Origin of the sequence: Actinomadura sp. HBU206391 (genome assembly GCF_014323665.1) — a bacterium.
Taxonomy (GTDB): Bacteria; Actinomycetota; Actinomycetes; order Streptosporangiales; family Streptosporangiaceae; genus Actinomadura_C.
The window spans coordinates 277,860-298,634 of sequence record NZ_JABVEB010000001.1; the positions used below are offsets into that span (position 1 = coordinate 277,860).

Annotated in this window: 19 protein-coding genes and 1 pseudogene; 12 read left to right on the plus strand and 8 right to left on the minus strand. The window is 67.4% G+C overall.

Annotated elements, in window-relative coordinates; translation table 11 throughout:
- Positions 1–248: 248 nt before the first annotated feature.
- On the plus strand, positions 249–389 hold the full coding sequence (locus tag HKK72_RS01425) for a hypothetical protein (RefSeq protein ID WP_187232339.1): 141 nt from the start codon (positions 249–251) through the stop codon (positions 387–389).
- On the opposite strand, the pseudogene HKK72_RS40485 reads toward HKK72_RS01425, so the two are convergent.
- Positions 386–583, minus strand: a pseudogene (locus HKK72_RS40485) (glycoside hydrolase family 15 protein); the annotation flags it as partial. The gene HKK72_RS01425 and the pseudogene HKK72_RS40485 overlap by 4 nt on opposite strands.
- Positions 584–967: 384 nt before the next feature.
- On the opposite strand from HKK72_RS40485, the gene HKK72_RS01435 reads away from it, so the two are divergent.
- Entirely contained in the window at positions 968–2,398 is a 1,431-nt protein-coding gene (locus HKK72_RS01435) for a DUF7003 family protein (protein WP_187232340.1), read from the plus strand.
- Between the two features lie 498 nt (positions 2,399–2,896).
- On the opposite strand, the gene HKK72_RS01440 is transcribed toward HKK72_RS01435, so the two are convergent.
- From HKK72_RS01440 to HKK72_RS01460, 5 genes are all read right to left on the minus strand, one after another.
- A complete protein-coding gene (locus HKK72_RS01440) occupies positions 2,897–3,772 on the minus strand; it encodes a hypothetical protein (RefSeq protein WP_187232341.1) in 876 nt (291 codons plus the stop codon).
- Positions 3,773–3,782: 10 nt separating this feature from the next.
- The gene (locus HKK72_RS42600) at positions 3,783–3,965 is read right to left on the minus strand and encodes a Clp protease N-terminal domain-containing protein (protein WP_187232342.1); all 183 of its coding nucleotides are present in this window, start codon (positions 3,963–3,965) and stop codon (positions 3,783–3,785) included.
- 866 nt (positions 3,966–4,831) lie between these two features.
- Positions 4,832–5,239, minus strand: a complete 408-nt coding sequence (locus tag HKK72_RS01450; RefSeq protein ID WP_187232343.1) for a hypothetical protein — start codon at positions 5,237–5,239, stop codon at positions 4,832–4,834.
- A 92-nt stretch (positions 5,240–5,331) separates the two neighbouring features.
- On the minus strand, positions 5,332–7,635 hold the full coding sequence (locus tag HKK72_RS01455; RefSeq protein ID WP_187232344.1) for an esterase-like activity of phytase family protein: 2,304 nt from the start codon (positions 7,633–7,635) through the stop codon (positions 5,332–5,334).
- Positions 7,636–8,403: 768 nt separating this feature from the next.
- Positions 8,404–9,243, minus strand: coding sequence for a helix-turn-helix transcriptional regulator (locus tag HKK72_RS01460; RefSeq protein ID WP_187232345.1), 840 nt, complete (start codon positions 9,241–9,243; stop codon positions 8,404–8,406).
- Positions 9,244–9,345: 102 nt separating this feature from the next.
- Between HKK72_RS01460 and HKK72_RS01465 the strand changes: the two genes are divergently transcribed.
- Positions 9,346–10,053 carry an SDR family oxidoreductase gene (locus HKK72_RS01465; protein ID WP_187232346.1) on the plus strand — a complete coding sequence of 236 codons (708 nt, stop codon included), beginning with the start codon at positions 9,346–9,348 and terminating at the stop codon, positions 10,051–10,053.
- Between the two features lie 131 nt (positions 10,054–10,184).
- Positions 10,185–12,503: an NACHT domain-containing protein gene (locus HKK72_RS01470; RefSeq protein WP_187232347.1), complete on the plus strand. Its 2,319-nt coding sequence runs from the start codon at positions 10,185–10,187 to the stop codon at positions 12,501–12,503.
- Between the two features lie 96 nt (positions 12,504–12,599).
- On the opposite strand, the gene HKK72_RS01475 is transcribed toward HKK72_RS01470, so the two are convergent.
- Positions 12,600–13,649, minus strand: a complete 1,050-nt coding sequence (locus HKK72_RS01475) for an LLM class flavin-dependent oxidoreductase (protein ID WP_187232348.1) — start codon at positions 13,647–13,649, stop codon at positions 12,600–12,602.
- Positions 13,650–14,264: 615 nt separating this feature from the next.
- Here HKK72_RS01475 and HKK72_RS01480 point away from each other — a divergent pair.
- Positions 14,265–14,684 (plus strand): hypothetical protein, encoded by a 420-nt coding sequence (locus HKK72_RS01480; protein ID WP_187232349.1) that lies wholly within the window; start codon positions 14,265–14,267, stop codon positions 14,682–14,684.
- 17 nt (positions 14,685–14,701) lie between these two features.
- On the opposite strand, the gene HKK72_RS01485 is transcribed toward HKK72_RS01480, so the two are convergent.
- On the minus strand, positions 14,702–15,448 hold the full coding sequence (locus tag HKK72_RS01485) for an NUDIX domain-containing protein (protein WP_187232350.1): 747 nt from the start codon (positions 15,446–15,448) through the stop codon (positions 14,702–14,704).
- An 84-nt stretch (positions 15,449–15,532) separates the two neighbouring features.
- Between HKK72_RS01485 and HKK72_RS01490 the strand changes: the two genes are divergently transcribed.
- The 7 genes from HKK72_RS01490 (at position 15,533) to HKK72_RS01515 (ending at position 20,680) form a co-directional block, all read left to right on the plus strand.
- Complete coding sequence (locus HKK72_RS01490) at positions 15,533–17,239, plus strand: hypothetical protein (RefSeq protein WP_187232351.1); 1,707 nt, start codon at positions 15,533–15,535, stop codon at positions 17,237–17,239.
- On the plus strand, positions 17,236–18,153 hold the full coding sequence (locus HKK72_RS01495; protein WP_187232352.1) for a 5'-methylthioadenosine/S-adenosylhomocysteine nucleosidase: 918 nt from the start codon (positions 17,236–17,238) through the stop codon (positions 18,151–18,153). The genes HKK72_RS01490 and HKK72_RS01495 overlap by 4 nt, the downstream gene beginning before the upstream one ends.
- 231 nt (positions 18,154–18,384) lie before the next feature.
- Complete coding sequence (locus HKK72_RS01500; RefSeq protein WP_187232353.1) at positions 18,385–19,116, plus strand: hypothetical protein; 732 nt, start codon at positions 18,385–18,387, stop codon at positions 19,114–19,116.
- Positions 19,117–19,129: 13 nt separating this feature from the next.
- Positions 19,130–19,561, plus strand: a complete 432-nt coding sequence (locus tag HKK72_RS01505) for a hypothetical protein (protein ID WP_187232354.1) — start codon at positions 19,130–19,132, stop codon at positions 19,559–19,561.
- Between the two features lie 35 nt (positions 19,562–19,596).
- Positions 19,597–19,836 carry a sulfurtransferase TusA family protein gene (locus tag HKK72_RS01510; protein WP_315987011.1) on the plus strand — a complete coding sequence of 80 codons (240 nt, stop codon included), beginning with the start codon at positions 19,597–19,599 and terminating at the stop codon, positions 19,834–19,836.
- Between the two features lie 114 nt (positions 19,837–19,950).
- Complete coding sequence (locus HKK72_RS40495; RefSeq protein ID WP_261986470.1) at positions 19,951–20,085, plus strand: hypothetical protein; 135 nt, start codon at positions 19,951–19,953, stop codon at positions 20,083–20,085.
- Entirely contained in the window at positions 20,078–20,680 is a 603-nt protein-coding gene (locus HKK72_RS01515) for a DUF6879 family protein (protein ID WP_187232355.1), read from the plus strand. Before HKK72_RS40495 ends, HKK72_RS01515 begins: the two co-directional genes overlap by 8 nt.
- The last annotated feature ends 95 nt before the right edge of the window (positions 20,681–20,775 follow it).

Here is a 20,775-nt window from a genome sequence, read left to right on the forward strand (position 1 = left end):
CGCTGCGCCCACATCACCAGACGGGTACGACGTTTCGCATCGGCTCGGCGAGGTGACGGAAAGAACGGTTCTTGTCAGACTTTTCCGCAACGATGCGGCGGATGCCACCGACGACACGGCAGGGAAAGCGGCGGGTGTGGGTTCCGGCGGGCGAGCGCCGCATGGCGCGCGGATGGTCTCCTGCGGTTGCGTCCGACTCGCGCCAACGGACTTCTCCGTGTAACCCCTGCCGAGTGAACGAGCGAGTCATGCACATCGCTAATGCCGTCGAGCGGCTACAGGCCGTCACCCGTGTGGTCCTCGCGGACTTCGAGGGCAAGCGGGGCTACCCACCCGGCGAGAATCTGGTCGTCCCGGCCTCAGGGCCAGAGGACTTCTTGGCGGCCTAGCTGAGCGCCTGGGCCGTACGGATCAGGTTGATATGGGTGAACGCCTGAGGGAACCAGCCCAGCTGGCGCGCCTGGACGGGGTCGTACTCCTCGGCGAGCAGGCCGACGTCGTTGGTGAGGGTGAGCAGCCGCTCGAACAGCTCCATGGCCTCGTCCTTGCGCCCGATGAGCGCGAGCGATTCGGCCGGCCAGAAGACGCCTATCGCCTGCCACGCCGTACATGACCTGGAGGTCCTCCGGGCGGCCCGCGACGGCGCGGAGCAACCAGTCGCGGGTTCCGGGTGGTGCGATGGGCTCCACGCGAACACGAACGCCCGGCGTTGCCGTGCGGCGATCGGTGCCGGTGTGCCGGTCGCCCATGGGCCGTCGCGACCGACGAGGGCGGCTGATCGCGTGTCGCCGATGAGGGCATAGTCCTCGATCCGCACGTGGCCCACGCCACCCGCTGGGAGGCACGCCATCGCGGGCGGGTCTTCACCTGTTTGACCTGCGGAAACACCCCTGGTGTCGGTCTCCTGCGAGGTGTCCTCATCCGTTGGGCCGGCCCGTACGTCGGTGGGGTCGTCTAGCTTGGCGCCGTGGATCACGACGAGGGCCCGCTCGGCCCGAACCTGCGCGCCGCCATCAACGACGCGATGCTCCCCGTACGCGACCATCGAGGGCTGATGCCGCTTGACGAGGCGCGCACGCGTCTCTCCGGTCTGGCGGTCTTCCGGAAGGGCGAGGGGGCGCTCGTCGGCGGCAGGTTCGTGCTGGAGTCGGACATGACGTGGGCGGCGCTGCTCAGTCTCGAAGGCGCGGAGGAGTTCGTAGGCCACGCGCGGCGGCTGCGATGGGAGTTCCACGTTCGCGGCCGGGACAATCTCGCCCTCACCGAGCGCTATGGCGACGGCGTCCTGCCGTGGATCGCGGATCGGGTGGACCGCAACGGGATGCTGCACAACGTCCCCTGGTGCGTGCTGCCGTGCCTGCTGGCCTCGGGAGCCGAGCAGGCGTACGAAATCGCCGCCAGGGTCCGGGGTGTGACGGAATCGATCGACGGCGGCTTGTTCTCGCCTCACCATCAGGATGTCGAGGTCCTGTGCCAGTGGATCACCCGCCATCCGGAGCGGGGCCACCGGCTGCTCGCCGAGCGCGCGGCCGCGGAAGACGAGATCGCCCAGGAGACGATCCGTACGCTCCACAGCACCGACCCCCGGGGAACGACTCACCGGCTCACCGCCGCGGTCGGTGCGGCCGCGACCGAGGCGCTCCTCGACCGGCTCGCTCTGGTGACGCGGTCCCTGCCGGCCGCGATACAGGCCGCGCTCGATGCCGCTCCGCAGGTCGAGGCGCCGCCGAGCGATCCGCTCATGATCGCCGAGCTGGACGAGTACTCCGCGGACTTCGACTTCCCGATCTGGGACAACACCAATTATTTCTGTGCGGCGATGCGGATGACCGGGTTCATCAACCCGGGCGGCACCGACGGCCTGGTCTTCCAGTCGCTCGTGACCGGCCTCGGCGAGGAGAACGTACGGCTGGAGCTGCACAGGTTCGGCTTCGGGATGACATCGGGGACGATCTGGGACGCGGATTCCGAGATCCTCGATGAGGACGAGGCCGGGGAGATCCAGCGGGCCAGGAGCGCCGGCACCGTACGGCTGCCGAACGGTCACGCGCGGGTCGACCTCGCCCGGGATCCCGACTTCGGTGATCATCTCGGCCCGCTCGAGACCCTGATGCTGCGGCTCACCGATTCGCGTGAGCTGTGCGACCGTACGTTCCTGTCCGCCGAGCAGCTCAAGGAGCCATTGGGCCTGCCCGCCGAGGCCAGGCCGCTGTTCACGCTCGACGAATGGCGTCATCCGGGTGCCGGCGAGCCGGCGAGCGACTCCGAAGACCTCTGCCTCGCGGTCGAGGCGCTCCGGTCCCGCCGTGCAATCTCCGCGTCCCTCACCGGTACGTCCCGTGATGTTCCGCTGCGGGATCGCATCGGAATCATCGGCGGATGGGGAGAGGCCTGGTAGCGAACGCGGACGTCGTCCACCGGGAGACGTACGGCCTGATCACCGCCTACGCCGCGCGCCGATGTGACTCGCCGCAGGACGCGGCGGATGTCATGGCGGAGACCCTCACCATCGCCTGGCGGCGGGTGGAAGAGTTGCCCCCGGGCAGGAGGCCACGCTGTGGTTGTACGGCGTGGCGCGCAAGATGCTGGCGAATCATCGCCGTGGCCAGGTCCGCCGCCAGTCCCGCAGCGTCGAGCTCGACGCGGAGATGGCCGATACTACGCGGACTCTCCGGAGAGCCGGGCGGAGTTGATCACCATCGCCCAGGTGTTCCGGGCCCTCCCCGAGGACGACCGAGAGCTGCTGTCGATGGACGGTGGTCGCGGAGGGGCGATCTCGTACGCCAACTCCGCGGTCGAGGTCCGGCTCGAAGGTAAGGATTACGTCGCTCGCGTCAAAGACCCGTTCGCGGACCACGAGAAGTACAGCAGTGCGTTCAGAGCGGTCGGACTGAGCTCATCTGCCGAAGAGTTCGTCGGCGGATGTGGCGAGACCGGCACGGCGGAGCCATTCGTCGAGGAGGGTCAGGTCGGTGCAGGCCTGGATTCGATCACGGTCGTCTTGGGACAGTGGGATGCCTCGTGAGTCGAGCACTGTCAGGACGGCTTGGGCCTCGCCTTCCACGCGGCCTTCGGCGCGGCCTTCGGCGCGGAGCTGGGACACGTATTGGTTGGTCGTGGTCGACATGATGGCTCTCCATACCTGTCGGGCGGCGGTGTCCGCCAGCCCTGCCTCGGTGAACTCGGCGAGGAAGGCGGCGGTGCCGGTGTCGATGGTGTCCAATGCGGTGGCCAGCGCTTTCAGTATGCCATCGGGGTTGGCGTCACGGCTGTGCACCAGCGCGGAGAACACCGACAGCGTCACATCCCGGCTGGCCTGGGCCGGGTCGGTGACCGCGGGGACGTTGTCGGGTCCGAACACGATCGGCCGCACCAGCATGGTGGGCCATTCGGGCAGCCCGATCTCGATCAGGCCACGGGCCCATTCGGCGGTTTTGAGGTCGGAGCAGATCACCAAGAGTGTGACCTCGCAGGAGTACTTGGCCCGCACGTAGGCGATGTAGTAGGGCCAGGAGTAGAGCTTGTCGTCATCGGGGCCGGTCTGGCTTTCGATCAGGAAGGCGTGAGGGTCGTCGGGACCGGCGATCTCGGCCATCAGCAGGGTGTCCACCCGGCGTTCCACTGGGATGATCTCGGTCAGGTCGATGTTGAGGATCGAGACCGAGTGCGGGTTGGGCACGGGGATGTCGAGTAGCTGTCGAAGGGCGCGGGCGAACAGAGAAGTGTCCTCGTGGAAGATCCGGTGGAGGGCTTCGTGGGGGGAGCCTGTCACGAACAGAAAGTTACCATCTGTTGACAGAGCGTGCCCGACGGAGTTCATCGGTGTCCACGCCGATGGCGACCAGTAGCGTGGTGCACGGGTCGTCGGAATCCGCCAGCAGCGCGGTCAGCAGGTGGATGGTCCCGGTGGTCGGATCCTTGCGCTCAACCCCCGCGAAACAGATAGCAAGAATGAGATCTTGCATAAGTACCCATGAACGGGGATCTTGCAAATTGATGACCCTATGTAATTGTCCATCTTCGTAGAGCGGAAAAGTCGGTGAGAAACCCCACAAACGCCGCCCTATGTTTTGATTCACGGTGTGGCCAACGTACGGTCGAGGACTTGTGTGCGGTGCCGGGAGCAGCCGACGTCACGACGGCCGGTGCCGTGCCTGCCGGACATCCGCGCCTGCTGAGGCGGGCGGAGCTTTCGCGGTGTCCGGGGTCCCTGTTCCCGACCAAAGGATCTATTTGTGGGTGGCTCTGGCAAGCACCGGGCGAATTACCGGATCGGCTTGACGACGCGCGAGCAGATCGAGCTCGTGCTCGACGAACGCTGGCGGCCCCCCCGAGCTGAGGGCGGTGCGCGATGATCGATTACACCACGCTGCGCTCGCAAACCTACCGAGACGAGTTGGCGAACGTCGCTGCGGACACTCACGATGAGACCGGCCCGCAGCCGACCGTGCAGGAGATCGAGGCGGTTCTCGCTGATCTCGAGGCGCCAGGCCGAGGATGAGACGAGCGATGAGCGAGTTCCAGGTCGGTGACATCATCGACATCACCATCAAGGGCACGCGGATCGTCGGGACGCCCGACCACACGCTCCACTGAGCTCGGTACAGCCACCCGTTCCAGAAGGCATGCCGTACACCAGTCAGGCGAGCCCGCTGAACATCCGCCTCTTTGTCACGCCAGGCCGGTCGCGGAGCAGGTCCTGCACCCGGCCGGCCGGCGCGCTTCGTCGTACGCCATCTCGTGTCCTCGTACGGGTCCGGCATGTCACCGCGGGTGCGCAGAGGCGTACGGAGGCCGCGTGCCTGTACCCCGATGGCCTGCGCCGCCCGCGTCAGTAGGGGAACGGGATCGTGTGATCCGCAGGGGACCTCTGCGGGCGGCGCAGTCGCCGCTGGGCCCGGTCGAGTCGTGCTCTGTCGGCCACATCGCCCTCTTCCCGCTCGGCCCGGCGCTCGAGAATGCCCTCGACCCATATTCCGAGCGGCAGATCAGGAAATTTTTTCCAGGTCTTCGGCCGACGGGACGCAAGATGCCCTTCGGCCGCGTACGCCGCCGCGGCGTCGGGCCGGCCCATGGCGGCGAGTAGGTCCTGCCGAGCACGGTGCCGGTTCGCGCGGTTCACCTGCCGTTTCCTGGCGGGGACCGTCGTGCGTGCGGCCTTGTCGCTGTTGCCGTAGTTGGGGCGCCGATCCTTGGCGTAGCTGAGTCGTTTCTTCTCCTGTGGGGTCTTCCTTGGCATCACCACACTCCGTTTCCCCAGGCTGCCGTTGCGCGGAGGATACGACCCTTCCGAGAGCACGTCGACGGAATTTGCCGGCGAAGGTGCGGGAGTCAGCTGTGCCCGAAGACCCGCTGGACGGAGCCGAGACGCAGGAAGGCGGTTTCGCCGGTCGCGTCGTTCAGCGCGTCGTTGTCGGTGATCGCGTAAACCCGGCCGTCACCGCCGACGGTCAGGCCCTCGAGCTTCTCCTGGGTCCAGCCGTTCGTCGCCCGCAGGTCCGGCAGCACGTCATGCGCAAGGGTCTTGGGCAGCACCCGCAGCGGGCCCGGCGCCGCTGCGGTCCGCGGCATCTCGACGGTGTAGATCCTCTTGATCTTGGCGTTCGGGCCGTTCAGTTTGTCCCGCTCGATGACCGCGAGCCGGTCACCGACCACCGTGATCTCGGAGAGCCCGAGCCAGTCTCCCGGGGTGGTCGTGGTCTCCAACCGGTAGCCGTACCAGCTCCAGGTGCCGGTCGCCACGTCGTACCGCCCGATCCGGACGACGCCGGCCGGGTCGCCCGCGACCTCGCGCTGCAGCGCCGCCCAGACCGCCTCCCGGCCACGGGAGTCGGTGGTCGCGGTGACCCCCTCGAAGCCCTGCTTGGCGAGCCCGGCGGCGACGTCGGCGGGCAGCGCGACGACCTGCCGGGTGACCCCGCTGCTGTCCAGGCGGACCAGCTTGTTCTCCGCTCCGGTCGCCCCCTCGACCGAAAGCCAGAATCCGCCCTGCGGCCGGGCGAAGATGCCCTCGGCGTCGTAGCCGACCGGCTTGCCGGCCGCGTCCTTCACCGTCAGAGCCTTGTTGATCACGGCCGGCGAGGAGGCCGTGTCGATGGTGAGGATCCTGGTCGTCGAATAGGCCGCGTCGGTGGCGGCGTAGAGCTGGTGCGGCCTGCCACCTGCGGCCGAGAGCGCACCGAGCGCCCCCCAGCCGATCGGGGTGCCGTCGTGGCCTGAGGCCGAGACGATGCTCGGGAAGGCCGGCGTCGACTTGCCGAGCTTGAACAGCGATACCGAGGCACGCACCAAGGCGGTGGCGTCGTCCTCCTCGCTCGAGACCGCGAGCAGGTTCCGCGACGGGATCGGCAGCAACCCCTCGGGACCGTTGGTGGTGGCCAGCACCTGGCGGAAGACCGGCGCGGTCGGCTTGCTCAGGTCGTAGACGGCGACGAAGTTGCTCCGTTCCGAGCCGACGAAGGCGTAGGGAACACCGTTGAACCTGGCGATCGCGAGCCCCTCCGGCTCGGTGCCCTTCTTTTCCGCCCGGCCTTCGTTGTGCAGCCCGTACTTCACGGCGAGCCGCTCGTAGCTGTTGCCCGCGTCCCAGGCCACCCGGCCGGTCCGGCTGTCGAAGATCGACCAGCCCCGGGTGCCGCCGCGCCAGTCACCCTCGTTGGCGGTCGCCAGGTAGCGGTCGTCGATCCAGCCGGTCGCGTCCGGCTCACGCGGGGTGTCGGTGATCGAGCCGGTCAGGTCGATGACCCCGTCCTCGACCGTGTCGATGCCCTTCACCGACGCCGTACCCGTGCTGAAGGCCTTGGTGATCCTGCCGCTGGGCAGGTCCACCAGGACCATCCCGTTGTTCTCCTGCAGGGTCACGGCGAGCTGGTCACGGCCGTTGATCGACACGTACTCCGGCTCAGGGTCGGTCGGCTCGGTGATCCCGGCGGCGGCCAACGCCGGCAGCGCCTTACCGCCGGCGGTGGTGAGCGGTACGGGCCGGGTGCGCCACGACGCGGGCGACTTACCGGCCAGGTCGACGATCTGGACGAAGCCGGCCGGCGCCTGGGGCAGGTCCCCCTCCTCGCCGCCGGGCGGGGTGGCCTCCTCGTCGCGCTCGTTCTCGATCGCGATGGCCGCGTACCGCTTGCCCTTGCTGATCGCGATGGAGTCGGGCTGGCCGCCCAGGTCGTAGCTCGCCACCCGCTTGCGGGTGCGCAGGGCGATGACGTCCAGGCGGCCGGACGGGTCGGTGTAGCTAGCGCTGGTGTTCACCACGACCAGGACGTACTCACCGACGACGGCGACGGAGGTCGGCTCGTCCTCGGCGTTGCCGAGCTCGACGAGGGAGAGGGTGCCGAGCCCGCGCGGGCGGCCCGCGTCGCTGATGTCGAGGAAGCCGATCCGCCGGGCCAACGCGTCGGTGTAGACCAGGGTGCGGCCGTCCTCGCTGACCGCCGAGATCTCGGCGACGGTCGCGGTGGCCGGGTCCTCGCCCGCCGGCCGGTTCTGGAAGACGGGGTAGGTGGCGGTGCGGTCGAACGCCAGGGCCGAATCGGGCCTCTGGTGTGCACTCGCCGTGCCCGCGCCGGCCAGGGTGCCGGCGGCGGTGGCCGCGGCGACGAGCGCCGCAAAAGTCCTCTTCGGGGGCATCTCTGCATCTCCATAACGTTTTGTCGAGCAGAGCGGATGATCGCAGCCGTTGGCGAGCGGGAACCGGCTCGTATGTGAACATCCAGCGAAGATCGCCTTGCGGATGCCCTGGTCATGGCCGATGAGCCGGCTCGTCGACCGATTCACCACACCCGGCCGGATGCGGGTGATGTTTCATCCGGCAGGTTCTCTTCGCCGTTCGGTCTTTAGCGCACGCTCGCCGACGAGATGGAGAAACAGATCACCTGACGCACGTTCGTATGTCCGATTGGACACACTCGCTGTCTTGCCCGCGTCGTATTCTCGTTAAGGCGAGCCCCGCGTGACTCGAGCAGGAAGGCCTCCGTAATGGCCAGCAGTAACCGCCGTACCGGCGTCGGAGTAACCGCCCAGGCGCATTACCCCGAGCTGTGGCCCACCGACTGGGCCCGCGTGGCCACCATCTCGGCGATGAGACTCACGGCCGTACTGGCCGTCTTGTGGCACGTGGGATTCCAGGCCATTGTAAGCATCGCAGGCGTGGTCATCGCCATAGATGCCATGTACCGGGCCCGCCGGCACGACCCTGTCCGTCAGACTGCTGTGCGACGTGGGATCTATAAGCCCTTTTGATATGTAGCAGGGTGAGACGGGACGATCGAGACAGTGACGTTGGCCTTGCCGACCAGACCGCAGTGAGGGGGCGCCGCCGGTTTTGCGCGGCTGCGCCGGTGAGCGCGTAAAGCGCATCTGGCGCTCCGCGGCCCGCTGGAGAGCTCGGGTGGACGGCTATCCGACGAGTGACTGGGTGCCGAGCGTGGTGAGCAGGGCGAGGCGTTCGGCGTCCTCGGTGCCGGGCTCGGCCGTGTAGATCATGATGCGCAGGTCGCTGCCCGCCACGGTCAAGATGTCGCAGTCCAGGGTCACCGGGCCCACGTTCGGGTGATCGATGGTCTTGTGTGCGGACTCGTGCCGGCCGACGGTGCCGGCGTCCCACAGTTCGGCGAACCGGTCGTTGCCCGCGTGCAGTTGCGCGACGAGCCGCCGTAGCCGCTGGTCGGCCGGATAACGGCCGGCGGCCGTGCGCAGGTCGGCGACGAGGGCGGTCTCGAACGCGCGCAGGGATTCGGGCGTGTGCCGGGTGCGGCCACCCGGGCCGAGAAAATGCCGCCACACGGCGTTGCGCTCGTCGCCGCGCCATCCGGACGGATCGCCCATCAATGCCGCGTACGGAGGGTTGGCCATGAGCAGCGTCCAGGACGCGTCATAAACCCCGACGGGTGTGCCGGTCATGCGGTCCAGCAGCCGCTGGACGCTGGGGGTGAGGTAAGCCGGAACGGTCTCCGGGCCCGGTGGCGCCAGCCCGGCCAGCCGGAACAGGTGTGCGCGCTCGGTTCCCGACAGCCGCAGGGCCCTGGCCAGGGCTTCGACGATCTGTGCCGACGGATTGGAGGCGCGGCCCTGCTCGAGACGGGTCACGTAGTCGACCGAGATCCCGGCCAGCAGGGCGAGCTCCTCCCGCCGGAGTCCGGGCGCGCGTCGCTGCCCGCCCGTGGGCAGCCCGGCGGCCTCGGGCAGGACCCGGTCGCGCCAGCGGCGGACCGCCCGCCCGAATTCCCTCGTCGCCATGCTCCCAGTGTGCAGCCGCCGGTCCCGGATCTGCCTGGTACGGCTGGTCCCAGGAAGCCGCGACGACTGGCTGACCGCCCGACCCGGCCGCAACCTGGAGCCATGACGACAACACTCATCACCGGAGCGAACAAGGGTCTGGGTTTCGAGACCGCTCGCCGGCTCATCGCGGCGGGGCACACCGTCTACGTCGGCAGCCGGGACGCCGAACGAGGGCGCCGGGCCGCCGAACGGCTGGACGCGCGCATGGTCCTCATCGACGTCACCGACGACGCCTCCGTCGCCGCCGCGGCCAAGACCATCGAAGCCGACGGCGGACTGGACGTGCTGGTCAACAATGCCGGCATCGAAGAGCGGAGACCGGACAACGGCGTGATCGGCGCCGCGGACGTCACCGCCGACATGATGCGTGAGACATTCGAGACGAACGTCTTCGGCATGGTGCGCGTCACGCACGCGTTCCTGCCGCTGCTGCGGCGATCCGCGGCCCCCGTCATCGTCAACGTCAGCAGCGGCCTGGCCTCGATCACGCGGGTGAGCGAACCCGGCACCCCGACGTACGCCTACCCCGGCGTCGCCTATCCGGCCTCGAAGACCACGGTCAACATGATCACCGTGCAGTACGCGAAGGCGTTCCCGAACATGCGGATCAACGCGGTCGAACCCGGCTACACCAAGACCGACCTGAACGGGAACACCGGCATCCAGACCGTCGAGCAGGGCGCAGAGATCATCGTCCGGATGGCGCGGCTCGGCCCCGACGGCCCGACCGGGGGCTTCTTCGATGCGGAAGGCCCCCTGCCGTGGTGACCGAGGCGGCGTGGTGGCACGGTCCCTGACCGGTTCGCCGCCGCGTCCGCTTCCCCCCGAACAGGCATGTAGCAGCGCAGTGATGTCTCAAGGTTCCGCGCCAGATTCGCCGGAATTGTAGATTTGGCTCGATGCGACGAGTGGAGAGAATCGGCGGCGTACTGGTCCTGCTCGTCATCGGTACCTTCTTCATCGCCCTCGGCAGCCTGGACCGCGCGGACAAGTCCGCCAGCGTTCTCGGCGTCTTCATCAGCCTGATCGGCCTGGGCATCGGAATCGTGAGCTGGCGCGCAGCGCGTGGTGGTCTGGACCTTGACGCGGCGGCGCGTTCTCTCGCCGTCGAAGTGCGTGCACAGTGGGCGGCCGAAGAAGCCAGGATCGGGTCACTGTCCAGGCCGGTCCCGCTGCCCGTCCGGTGGTCCAGCACCGGACGGCCGGTGCAGGCTCCGCCGGAGGCCGTGCTCGGCCGGAACGTGACGGGCGCGCGTCCGGTCCGTCTTCGGCTGCGCGGCGACGTCGGCCGGATCGTCGAAGCCTTCCGGGCCCTCCCCCGGAGGCAACTCGTCGTCCTGGGGAAGCCGGGATCGGGCAAGACAGTCCTGGCGATGCAGCTTCTCCTCGATCTGCTGAAGGGACCGCAGGAGAACGAGCCCGTACCGGTCCTGCTCCCGTTGTCGTCCTGGAATCCCGAAGTACCCCTTCTCGACTGGATGACGCGCCGTATCCGGGCCGACCATCCGACGCTCACCGAGGACGTCATCTCCCGGCTGCTCACCACCGAGAGGGTGATGCCGATCCTCGACGGCCTGGACGAACTCGCCCCTCACCTGCACGCGAAGGCCATCGACGCCATCGACCGCGCCGTGACCACCGGCCCACTGGTGCTGACCTGCCGTGGCGACGAGTATGAGACGGCCGTGACGTCCACTGGCGCGTTCCTCAGCCGCGCCGCCGTCATCGAACTCAAGCCCATCAAGGCCACCGAGGTCATCGACTTCCTCGACCTCACCCATATCCCGGAAGACGACCGCTGGAATCCGGTTCGCGCCCACCTGCGCGCCCATTCCGACGGCCCTCTCGCCGAGGCCCTGTCGACCCCGCTCATGGCCGACCTGGCCCGCACCGTGTACGAACGCCGTCCCGCCGATCCCGCCGAGCTGCTGGACTTCACAGACCGTGCCGCGGTCGAGGACCACCTCCTCGATGCCTTCATCCCCGCCGTCTATGCCTCCGGCCACCCCCGTCGTGCGCGCCGCTGGCTCACCTACTTGGCGGAGAACATGGCCGCACACGGCACCCGCGACCTGTCCTGGTGGCAGTTCCGGTCCCAGGTCGTCGCCCTGACCGTCGCGGTGTTGTTCTGCGCCATGGGCTGGTGGTTCCTGCGCCTGTTGTTCGCGCCGCCGCTGGCCGCGCCCGGTGCGCTCGGGATGGCGGGCCTCGGCTACTTCGTCGTCAAAGACGGCGTCTGGGCCGAAATTCACCGACCGGACCCGCGAGCGATCGACCCGCTCGGCATGTTGCGTCGCCAGCGCCTGACGGCCATCGGTTCGGCGTTGCTGGCCGGGCTCGGAGTCGGACTCGTCATCGCCGCGGTGGTGACGGTCGTCTTCGCCGCGAGCAGCCGCTCGGCGGGGCTGTACGCGGCCGTTTTCGGTTCGGTCTTCATGGCCGTGTCCGCTGTGAACACGCCCTGGGGGACCTTCCTGCTTTCGCGCCTCAGGCTGGCGGCGACGAGACGACTCCCCCTGCGGTTCACCCGGTTCATCGCTGATGCTCACGAACGCGGCGTTCTCCGGCAGGCCGGAACGGTTTACCAGTTCCGGCACGCCCGGTTCCAGGACCGGCTGGCACCCCTTCGGCCTCGTCCCCAGCAGCCCGAGGGCGCACTGGACAGGGCGGAGGGTTTCTGGGGGCGCCAGGCCGGTCTGGTCGTAGCGGTCGCGTTGCCCGCGATGGTCCTCTTCGCCGTCCCCCAGGGGTACCGTCTCGACTACCACTCCGGAGCCGAACCACGTCATTACACTGCCGCGGACAATCCCCGCTGCATGGGTCCTGAATCGCTGAACTGCGGATTCGCGTTCGTCTGGGAGCTGCCGCCCGGCGCCGTCGTCACCACCACGTTGAAGGTCTCGAAAGGCCTCACCGAGCAGCCCGTCGTCGGTTTCCGCGGCACCATCGCAGCCGAAGGGTGCCAAGGGGCGGCGGTCGGGCTCACACTCGCGGGTGCCGGATCCGCCTCGGTCACCAGCAGCCGGTTCGGGGAGGCCCCACTCAAGGACCTCGCTCGGGGAATCGCCTCCAAGCCGACACGGCTGACGTTCACCCTCCGCAGGCTCGACAGCCGCCCCTGCACGGCCCGCCTGTTCTGGGACGGTGAAGGCCTCTCCTACGATTTCGCCTTCAAGCTCAAGCACAGACTCCGCGGTGATCGCCCCGCGGCCGAATGAGGCGCTGGAACACGCCAGGGCCGGGCGCCATCGCTTGGGCGCCCGGCCCTACCGAATGCCGTGGCCGTGGGGGTGGGTTTCGCGGCCGTCGGGGCCTTACTTGAAGGCGGGCATCAGCTCGTCGTGGATCAGGCGGAGCTGGCCGTCCACGTCCGGGACACCCTCCAGGTCGCGGCCGGTGAAGGACTTGACCAGGGCGGCGTCGGTGATCGCGCAGATCATGTGGTTGACGCCGGTCGGGGCGATGTCGGTCTCGATCTTGGCGCGCACCTCGTCGGGGGTGCCGGCGATCGACAGCTTCTCGGTGATCTCGGGGGTGGTCAGCTCGATCGCCTTGGCCAGGTCACCGTTGCCGATGGCCTGGATGATCGGGGTCATGTCCGCCGGGTCGACGCCGTTGCGCTCCAGCTGCTCGGCCGGCATCGCCGAGGCGTACAGGCCGACCATGCTGCGGGCCGCCTCCTTGGCCGCGGTCGAGTCGGGGCCGACCGCGAAGACGACCCAGGCGCCGATGTCGAGCGACCGCCAGTCCTTGCCCGCGCGCTCGGCGCCGATCTTGAAGTGCTTGACCGCGTACTCGTACGCGCCGCGCGAGTAGCTGAGCGCGTGGTGGACGCCGTCGGACAGCTCACCGGCCGCCTCGAACGACTTGGGCCCTCGCATCGCACCGATCTTGACCGGCAGGTGCTCCTGGACGGGACGGGCGAAGGTGAACAGGCCGTCGTAGGAGTAGAACTCGCCGTCGCGGGTGATGGCACCCTCGTCCAGCAGGGTCCGGACGACCGCGGTGGCCTCCTTGACCCGGGTGAGCGGCTTGGTCTTCGTCCAGTCGATCTTGTACTGGGCGAGCACGCCGAAGTTGCCGGAGCCCAGGACGACCTCGGCGCGGCCGCCGGTCAGCTCGTCCAGCGTCGCGGCGGCCTGCGCGATCAGCGAGGGCTCGCGCAGGGTCACCGCCGAGACGGACGGGCCCAGGCGGACCTGGGAGGTGTTCGCGGCGGCGGCGGCGAACAGCAGCCACAGGTCCTTGTGCCACGGCTCGTCGGCCGCGTACACCGCGTAGAACCCGAGCTCGTCGGCGAGCTTGATGGAGGCCAGCGAGTCCGCGACGGGGTAGTCAGGAAGCATGGCGTAGCTGAACTTCACGAAACGTCTCCTTATGGTGTGCGCTCTTGCACACGGTCTGGGGATGTGTGGAGATCAGTGGTGCTGCGGTCTGGTTTGGGCGTCCCCTTCCTGCTCGTTCCCTGCCTGATCGCTGCCCAGGTCTGGGTCCAGCGTGTAAAGGTGGAGATCCAGGCAGTGGGAGATTCGCGGTGCTCGCACTGAAGTGATCTCAGGGAGAGTGATCCGGACAATCAGCCATTCCAGTTGTCGAGTTGCGTGGATCGGATAGGCACTCGGACAAACCACGGGTGCTGGAACAGGCGTGGATCCTCCGAGTAGAAGAGGTTTCACCACCAGATCTTCTTGACCGGAACGCTGAACGTGATCACCAATCGTGCCACGCCGGATGGATTCCCACTGTGGATCTCCTGAAGTCGCCCCGGTTCGATGGACACATCAGGGCCGCTGCCTCGCGCAAGATCTTCTCTCGGCACGTGCCGTCATGCCGCCCGCTCACGGCCATACCGTGCAGGGCTAGGGCGGTGCGCGGACCGAAAATCCTTGGCGATCCGTATGCCCGGTCGGCACACTCCTGGGCTATGGGGAGCGACATACACGGCTTCGTGGAGTGCCGCGCCACCTACCGGATGCTCGATGATGACGACGACGTCGGCTGGGAGGCGGGGATCGAGCTGCCTGTACAGCAGCCGCCAGTACGACGCGGAAGTGGCGCGGGTCGACTGGGACGAGCCCGCCGAAGAGGTGGACGAGCGCGTGCACGAGTTCGCGCTCAAGCCTGGTCGAGGCTGGGTTCTGGTCGGCAAGTCGTTCCGCGATCGGGGCGGCCGGTCCGGGGGTGACGAGTGGCGGGTGGGCGACGAGCTCTACCGCGTCGTGCGGATGACACAAAGGGACGCCGTGCCGGAACACGGCGAGTGGGCGCCGGTCTGGACCGTCATGAGGGCCCTTGCCGGCGTCCACGGTGACGGATGTCCGGCTCGTCGTGTGGTTCGACTGTTAGGGCCGGTTGCGTCCACCGAGGTGCATGTCGCCCGGCAGGATCGATGCCGGTAAGCGAATGTCTCGTTTATTCAACGGAGACTCGGCGCCGTTTGGTGGGTGCGAGCGATATCGCCTGAGCGCAGCATGGGTGGATACAGCAACCGGGCCGTGCCTCGGCGGTAGACGGCGGCGGGCCGGCCGGTCTCTGGTGTGCGGCGCTCACCGGTGGGTTCGAGGAAGTGCTCGGCGCGCGTCACCTTTCGCCGGAAGTTACTCGGGTCGAGAGGGATTCCCCAGATCACCTCATAGATCTTGCGCAGGTCGCTGACGGTGAACGGCTCTGGGCAGAACACGGCGGCGATCGTTGTGTACTCGAGCTGCGACCTGGCGCGCTCCAGCGCCTCCTGCAAGATTTTGAAGTGATCGAACGCCAGGTCGATGCGACCATCGAGGATCGAACTGACCGACGTCCAGCTCGCGTTGCGTGCGTCTGATCCGGCCAATGGGGCAGGCAGGTCCGGGCCGAGTGCGAGATAGGCGACGGTGATGACCCGACCGCGGGGGTCTCGGTCGGGATCGCCATAGGTGCGCAGCTGCTCAAGATGCAGGCGCCTTCCGTCGAGGCCGGTCTCTTCGCCGAGTTCGCGTAGTGCGGCCTGATCCAAGGTCTCGGCCTCCCGTATGTATCCACCGGGCAGTGCGGGCCGGCCCAGATATGGCTCCTTTCCCCGTTCGACGAGCAGCACCTGCAGGTCATCGCCGCGTACCGTCAAGATCACCAGATCCACCGTTACCGCCACGGGGCGGACCTGACCTGCGCTGATGTCATTCGTCATCGCGTCACCCTACTAAAGGTCCCCTTGACCTGAACTCCAGCGCGACTTAAAGTCATTCCTACCTAAACCAGCGCTGGGAGCGACATGGGCAACTCTCCCTTCTCGTTCATCAAGGATCTCCGGCCGATCGATCGCACCGGGGAGGCCACCCGCCACCTGTGCGCCGGGATGTACCTGGAGCGGGAGTTCCGCAACACCGTCATCCGCCGCGTCCACAACGATCCGTATCGCAGCGTCGCTCCCTCCTATGGGTTCGACCTCGTGCCCGTGGTGCACCACGCTTGGCGTGCCTGGAGGTTCGAGACCGCTCAGGACATGATCGTCCTGTCGCTCGTCGTCTCGGCCTGCGTGCTCAACCCGTCGGTTGCTGTCACCGCCATCTGCTGCCTCGGGCTTTGGCATTTCGTTCGGCAGTTGCTCCGGAACGGCCTGGTCGTGCTGAAGTTCAAGGCGCGGAACGCATCCGATCGGTGGCTGAACCGAGAGGGAGGTCGCCGTGAAATCGCGAGCGCGGAAGAACACTTCCGGCTGCTCCGGAGCAACGCATTCCGTTGCGTCGTCTTGATCGCGTTACCTCCGCTGAGTATGGGTGCGCAGGACGCTTCGTCACACCAGGTGATGTGGTCCACGGCGGCCCTTCTGGTGCTCATCGCCGGCGTCGTGATCGGCGCGCGGATGTATCGGCTACGAGCCTTGGAAGAGTTGCGCGGAGCGATACCTCAGTTTCCCCCCGTGCTCAGCGACCGGCAGCGGCATATGCAGCGGCAGCAGGACGACCTCCTCGTCGTCTTCCACCGGCCCGAGCCGAAGCCGGAGACGGACGGACACCCACGAGCCTCTGGTGAGGATGAGACGCCGAAGCTCTTTGCGGGCAGCGGCAGGCTCATTCACCGCTGGCAGCCGCCGATGACGATTCAGCTTCTGAAATCCGGCGAAGGAAGCATCGCCGAGCGTGAGCACACCGAACCGCCGTTCAAGGCGCATGAACTCGTCGACCGCCTCAAACAAGTCATGAAGACCATCGGCCATACCGCCGATCCGGTCCGGCTTCCAGGCTTTCGGGTGAATGATCGCGTGTACGTCTCAGAGATCGATGCCGCGAGTGGCCGTGACAGAGCCCAGATAGAGGCGGGACGGAAAGACCTCAGCAAGATCATCAATGATCCGCACTGCGCGGCCCACCACTACCTGGAGGTGAGCGTCTCCAGCTCTGGAGAGCTCGTCACCACTGTCTTCTTGCGCGTGACGGTCAAGGGCCGGTCGCTCAGCCTCGACTTCGCGGCCTGCGCGCTGACACGTACGCCCAAGGATTTTCAGGTGTACGGCACGTTCCCGCAGGGTGGGCCAGGCGCGTTGCTTCGCTTCGTCATCCACATGTTGTCCGACCTCCCCGCTGAGGTCGGCCGGCTATGGCGGCTGTACGAGGGCCTTCCGCTGATGACCGGCGCCGTGCGGACCCGGAAAGCCGGGCCGGCAGGCCACCGGCCCATGTGCGGGACACAGCCGAGCATTCGTGAGGAGAAGTCCGCCACATGGAATGACGCGAAACTCGATCACCCGGTCATCTTCGACCAGATGAAAATCATCGAAATGCGCCTGCTCAAGGCCACCGAGGACTTCTTGAGAATCAAGAACGTGGACACCTCTGCCTTCAGTAAGCGCGCCGAGACCATCATCAACGCGAGCGTGTTGAACATGGGACAGATGGACGTCGTGGGCTCGGCCATCGGCGACAACGCACAGGTCAACCAGGGCGCCGCGCACGGTGCCCCCGAAGGAGCCCAAGCATGAACGAACAGCCCAAGGTCAGCGGAATTCTGAACTATGGCACCTCGAACGTGACGTCCTCGGCCGTTGGTGATCGCCCCGTGGTGAACATCGCGTCTCAGGGCACCGGAGATGAGTTCACGCACGATCGGCAGGACGGTGAGCGATGGGACGTCGGCGTCATCACGATCCTCCCCGTGGAGGCACAGGCCGTCCTACTCGCGCTCGGCCTACGGGAGGTCCAGGCCGGAGGGCTTCGTTTCTACGAAGGTGAGGTCGCGGCCCCCGGCCAACCGGTCAAGGTGGTCGCGACCCGGAGTCTCGGCCAGGGACAACGGTCGGCCATGGCGGCGTATGACAATCTGCGTCGGCACTATGACCCGAGGGTCGTCGTGCTTGCGGGCATCGGTGGCGGTACCCATCCTGAGGTGCAGCTTGGGGACGTCGTAGTGGCGACGCGGGTCGTCTACTACGACCTCCGGAAGTTGACGCCCGAGGGCACGCGGCACCGGGGCGAGGAGCGCGAGGCCCCGGCTGAAATCGGGCACGCCGTGAACTCTTTCTTCACCGACCACGACCCGGCCGAGTTCCCCACTGAGGATCCCGGCGGTACCAGTCGCCTCCTGTGCATGAGGAACGGTCCCATCGGCTCGGGAGAGGCCGTGATCGCGGACCGCGATGCTGAGACCCTCGAGTACCTGGCGCGGTTCAACGACAAGATCCTCGCGGTCGACATGGAGGCGGGCGGCCTGAGCCAGGCATGCCATGAACAGTCGGCCGGATCTGGGAAGTTGCACGGCTGGGCCGTCATTCGCGGCATCTCCGACAAAGCCGGCGCCGACAAGAACGACGACTATCACCGGATCGCGTCCTGGCATGCCGCGGTGGCTCTCCGGAAGTTGCTTCCGTATTTGCGGGTCAGTTCAAGGGTGAGCTGACGTACGGGGTCACGGACTCGATGACTTCGGTCGGTGAGGGCCAGGGAGTACTGGCGTTTGCGCGGGTCCTCCAGCGACACCTATAGCGTGTGCCGATGGGCGGGCCTGACCGCAGGGCGGTCGCGCTCCTGGCAGGCCAGTCGCTGATGGAGCATTCACCGCAGGAAATCTCCCATCGCGCCGAGCCGTCAAAGCCCCTACAGGCGGGTAAGAGAAATGCGGTGACTGGACATGGCTGAGAACCCCGAGGTGCTGTCGGCATACGTGGCCCATCTACGGCGGATCTGGGGCAGACACGGGTCACCGGGCGCGGAGCAGATCGCCGGCCGAACTCAGGGGCAGCTCTTCCCGATGTCAGCGCTCCAGGTCGAGGAGTGCCTGCGGGGTGAAACGATCCCCGAGAGTTCCCTGGAGCTCCACGTCTTGCTGTACGGGATCACGAATGGTTACGGGCGAGCATGGTCCAAGCGGCCCGAGGAGGCCGAACCCGAAGTCACGCCGGCGTTCCGACTATGGCGTGATGTCACGGGTGCGCCCGCGGAACCGGCCACCGCCCCGCAGCCCGCTGTGCACGACCACGACCCACAACCGTCCGCACGGGGCGTCGTGGAGATGGCCGTCGAAGTCGCCACCTACCTGGGGGCCGCCGGCATCGGCGGGATCATCGGCAACCGAGCCGACTCCGTCGTGACACGGACCGCCTCAAGGCTGTTCCAGTCCGTACGGGACCGCTGGCAGAGCCGAGGAGCGGATGGGCATCTCAGCGAAGAAGAAGCCGTCGACGCCGCCATCGCCGCCGCGCTCGCGCACGACTATCACTTGGAGTCCCTGCGGGTGACCAGTGCGGAAGAGCGGTCTGATGGTTCCTGGCGCGTGTCTTTGGCCGCACCCGGCCTTACTCTGCGTGTCTTGGTACCGACGGGCGATCTCGCCGAGGCCACCATCCTGATCATCCCCGAATGAGAGCCTTTCCCCCATGACGCTCGCGTGGATCAAGCTGAACTCGAATCGTTCGATCCAGTTGACCAGCTTGGAAGTCTTCCCCACTTATGGAGGGTTGCTGGCGGGTTACCCGAGTGCGCGGATCAACGATCGGCTGCTGGCCAGGCTGGCCAGGCCCCTCGAGGACGGGTCTCCGCCAGTGCATGTGATCACGCCGCCGCGCAGCCATCCCGGCACCAGATCCGAACGTCCGCCGCTCGGCCCGGAGGAACGATTGCCTGCGGTGTATTGCCGCGGGCACTTCCAGGCAAGCCCCATCGATAAGAAGCGCGACGACGGTTTCCTCGACTCTTTCCTGACAGTGGTCTGGTTCCAGGACGATCTGGCCGCCCCGATCGCCGATTTCGTGACGGCCGCCGTGGCCGACCTGGCGTGGGAGGGACTTGCGAAGGACTACGAGTTGTAGTTCGGCGGCCCCTGGCCAGCGGGGACCGCTCGTGCGTGCGGCTGCTGCTGGAACTGCGCAGTGAACTGGCGACGCTGCCCGCCGGGACGATCGTTCACCTCATCGCCTCTGATCCGGCGGCGCCGCTGGACCAGCCCGCCTGGTGCCACCTGACCGGCCATGCCTACCTCGGGCTCGTCCCTCCGCCGTACGGTGATGCGCCCGCCTATGCGCTGCGGGTCGCCGCGGCGCCGCGCGCCACCGCACCGGACTCGCCCTGGCGCCCGCAAGCCTGATCCGCCACCGGCCACATCGTGGGCGGCCAGAACCTTACGCCCGCGCTGATCGTTGGAGTCTCCGCTCCGTGTCATGCTCACCTCGAAGCGTACTGGCGAGGGCCGGAGGGCTTGATGGACCGACTGCGGGAAGTCGATCCATTGGCCGACAGGCTGCCTGCGGGGGTGGGCATCGTGCACGACGAGCGGCTCGTGGTCATCCCACGCAACATGCTCATCGCCGCGAAGCCCGATATCCCCGATGCTTGAGCGGCTTCTCGACCTGCGCGGCACGGAGCTCGGTCTCGATACCTATCTCGATGACTTCGAGTCCTGCTTCTGGCGGGTGACCGAGAGCTGGAAGCTGGAGCGGCAGCAGACCTTCAGTGAACCCGAGGTGCCCAGCTGGATGGCGATGGCCGAGGGCGACTGGGCGACGGCGCTCCGGCTCGCGGAGGACATGCGCCCATCGATCAAAGGGCTGCAACAGCGGCTCGACGACCATGGCATCACACAGAATCGGGTGCGGATCGTCGAGTGGCCACTGTCTCCGTACCTGTGGTGGGAACTTCATGTCCTGAGGATCCGGGCTGAGGAAGGTGAACGGATCAGGGTGCTCGACGCTGCGGCCGTTCGCCCGCTCGAGGAAGCCCGGGAGCTCCCCGAGGCTCTGGTTCTCGGAGGTCGAGTCGCCTACGTCATCAGATACGACGGGGTGGGCGTGCTTGACGGGGCTCGTAAGCTAACCGACGCTCAGACCATTGCGGCCTGCCATGAGGAGATAGCGGCGCTGCATCGTCAGGGCGAGGATCTGCTGAGCTTCTTTCCCCGGGAGGTAGCGCGGCTCTCACCGCCCGTCGTGTGAAGGTAAGAGAGCGAGCGATTGATGCCGGACGACGAGCGTCGGTGGTGGCATCGCGGCGCTGGTCGCCGCAGCATTGTCCGCTTGTTCGTCCTGGT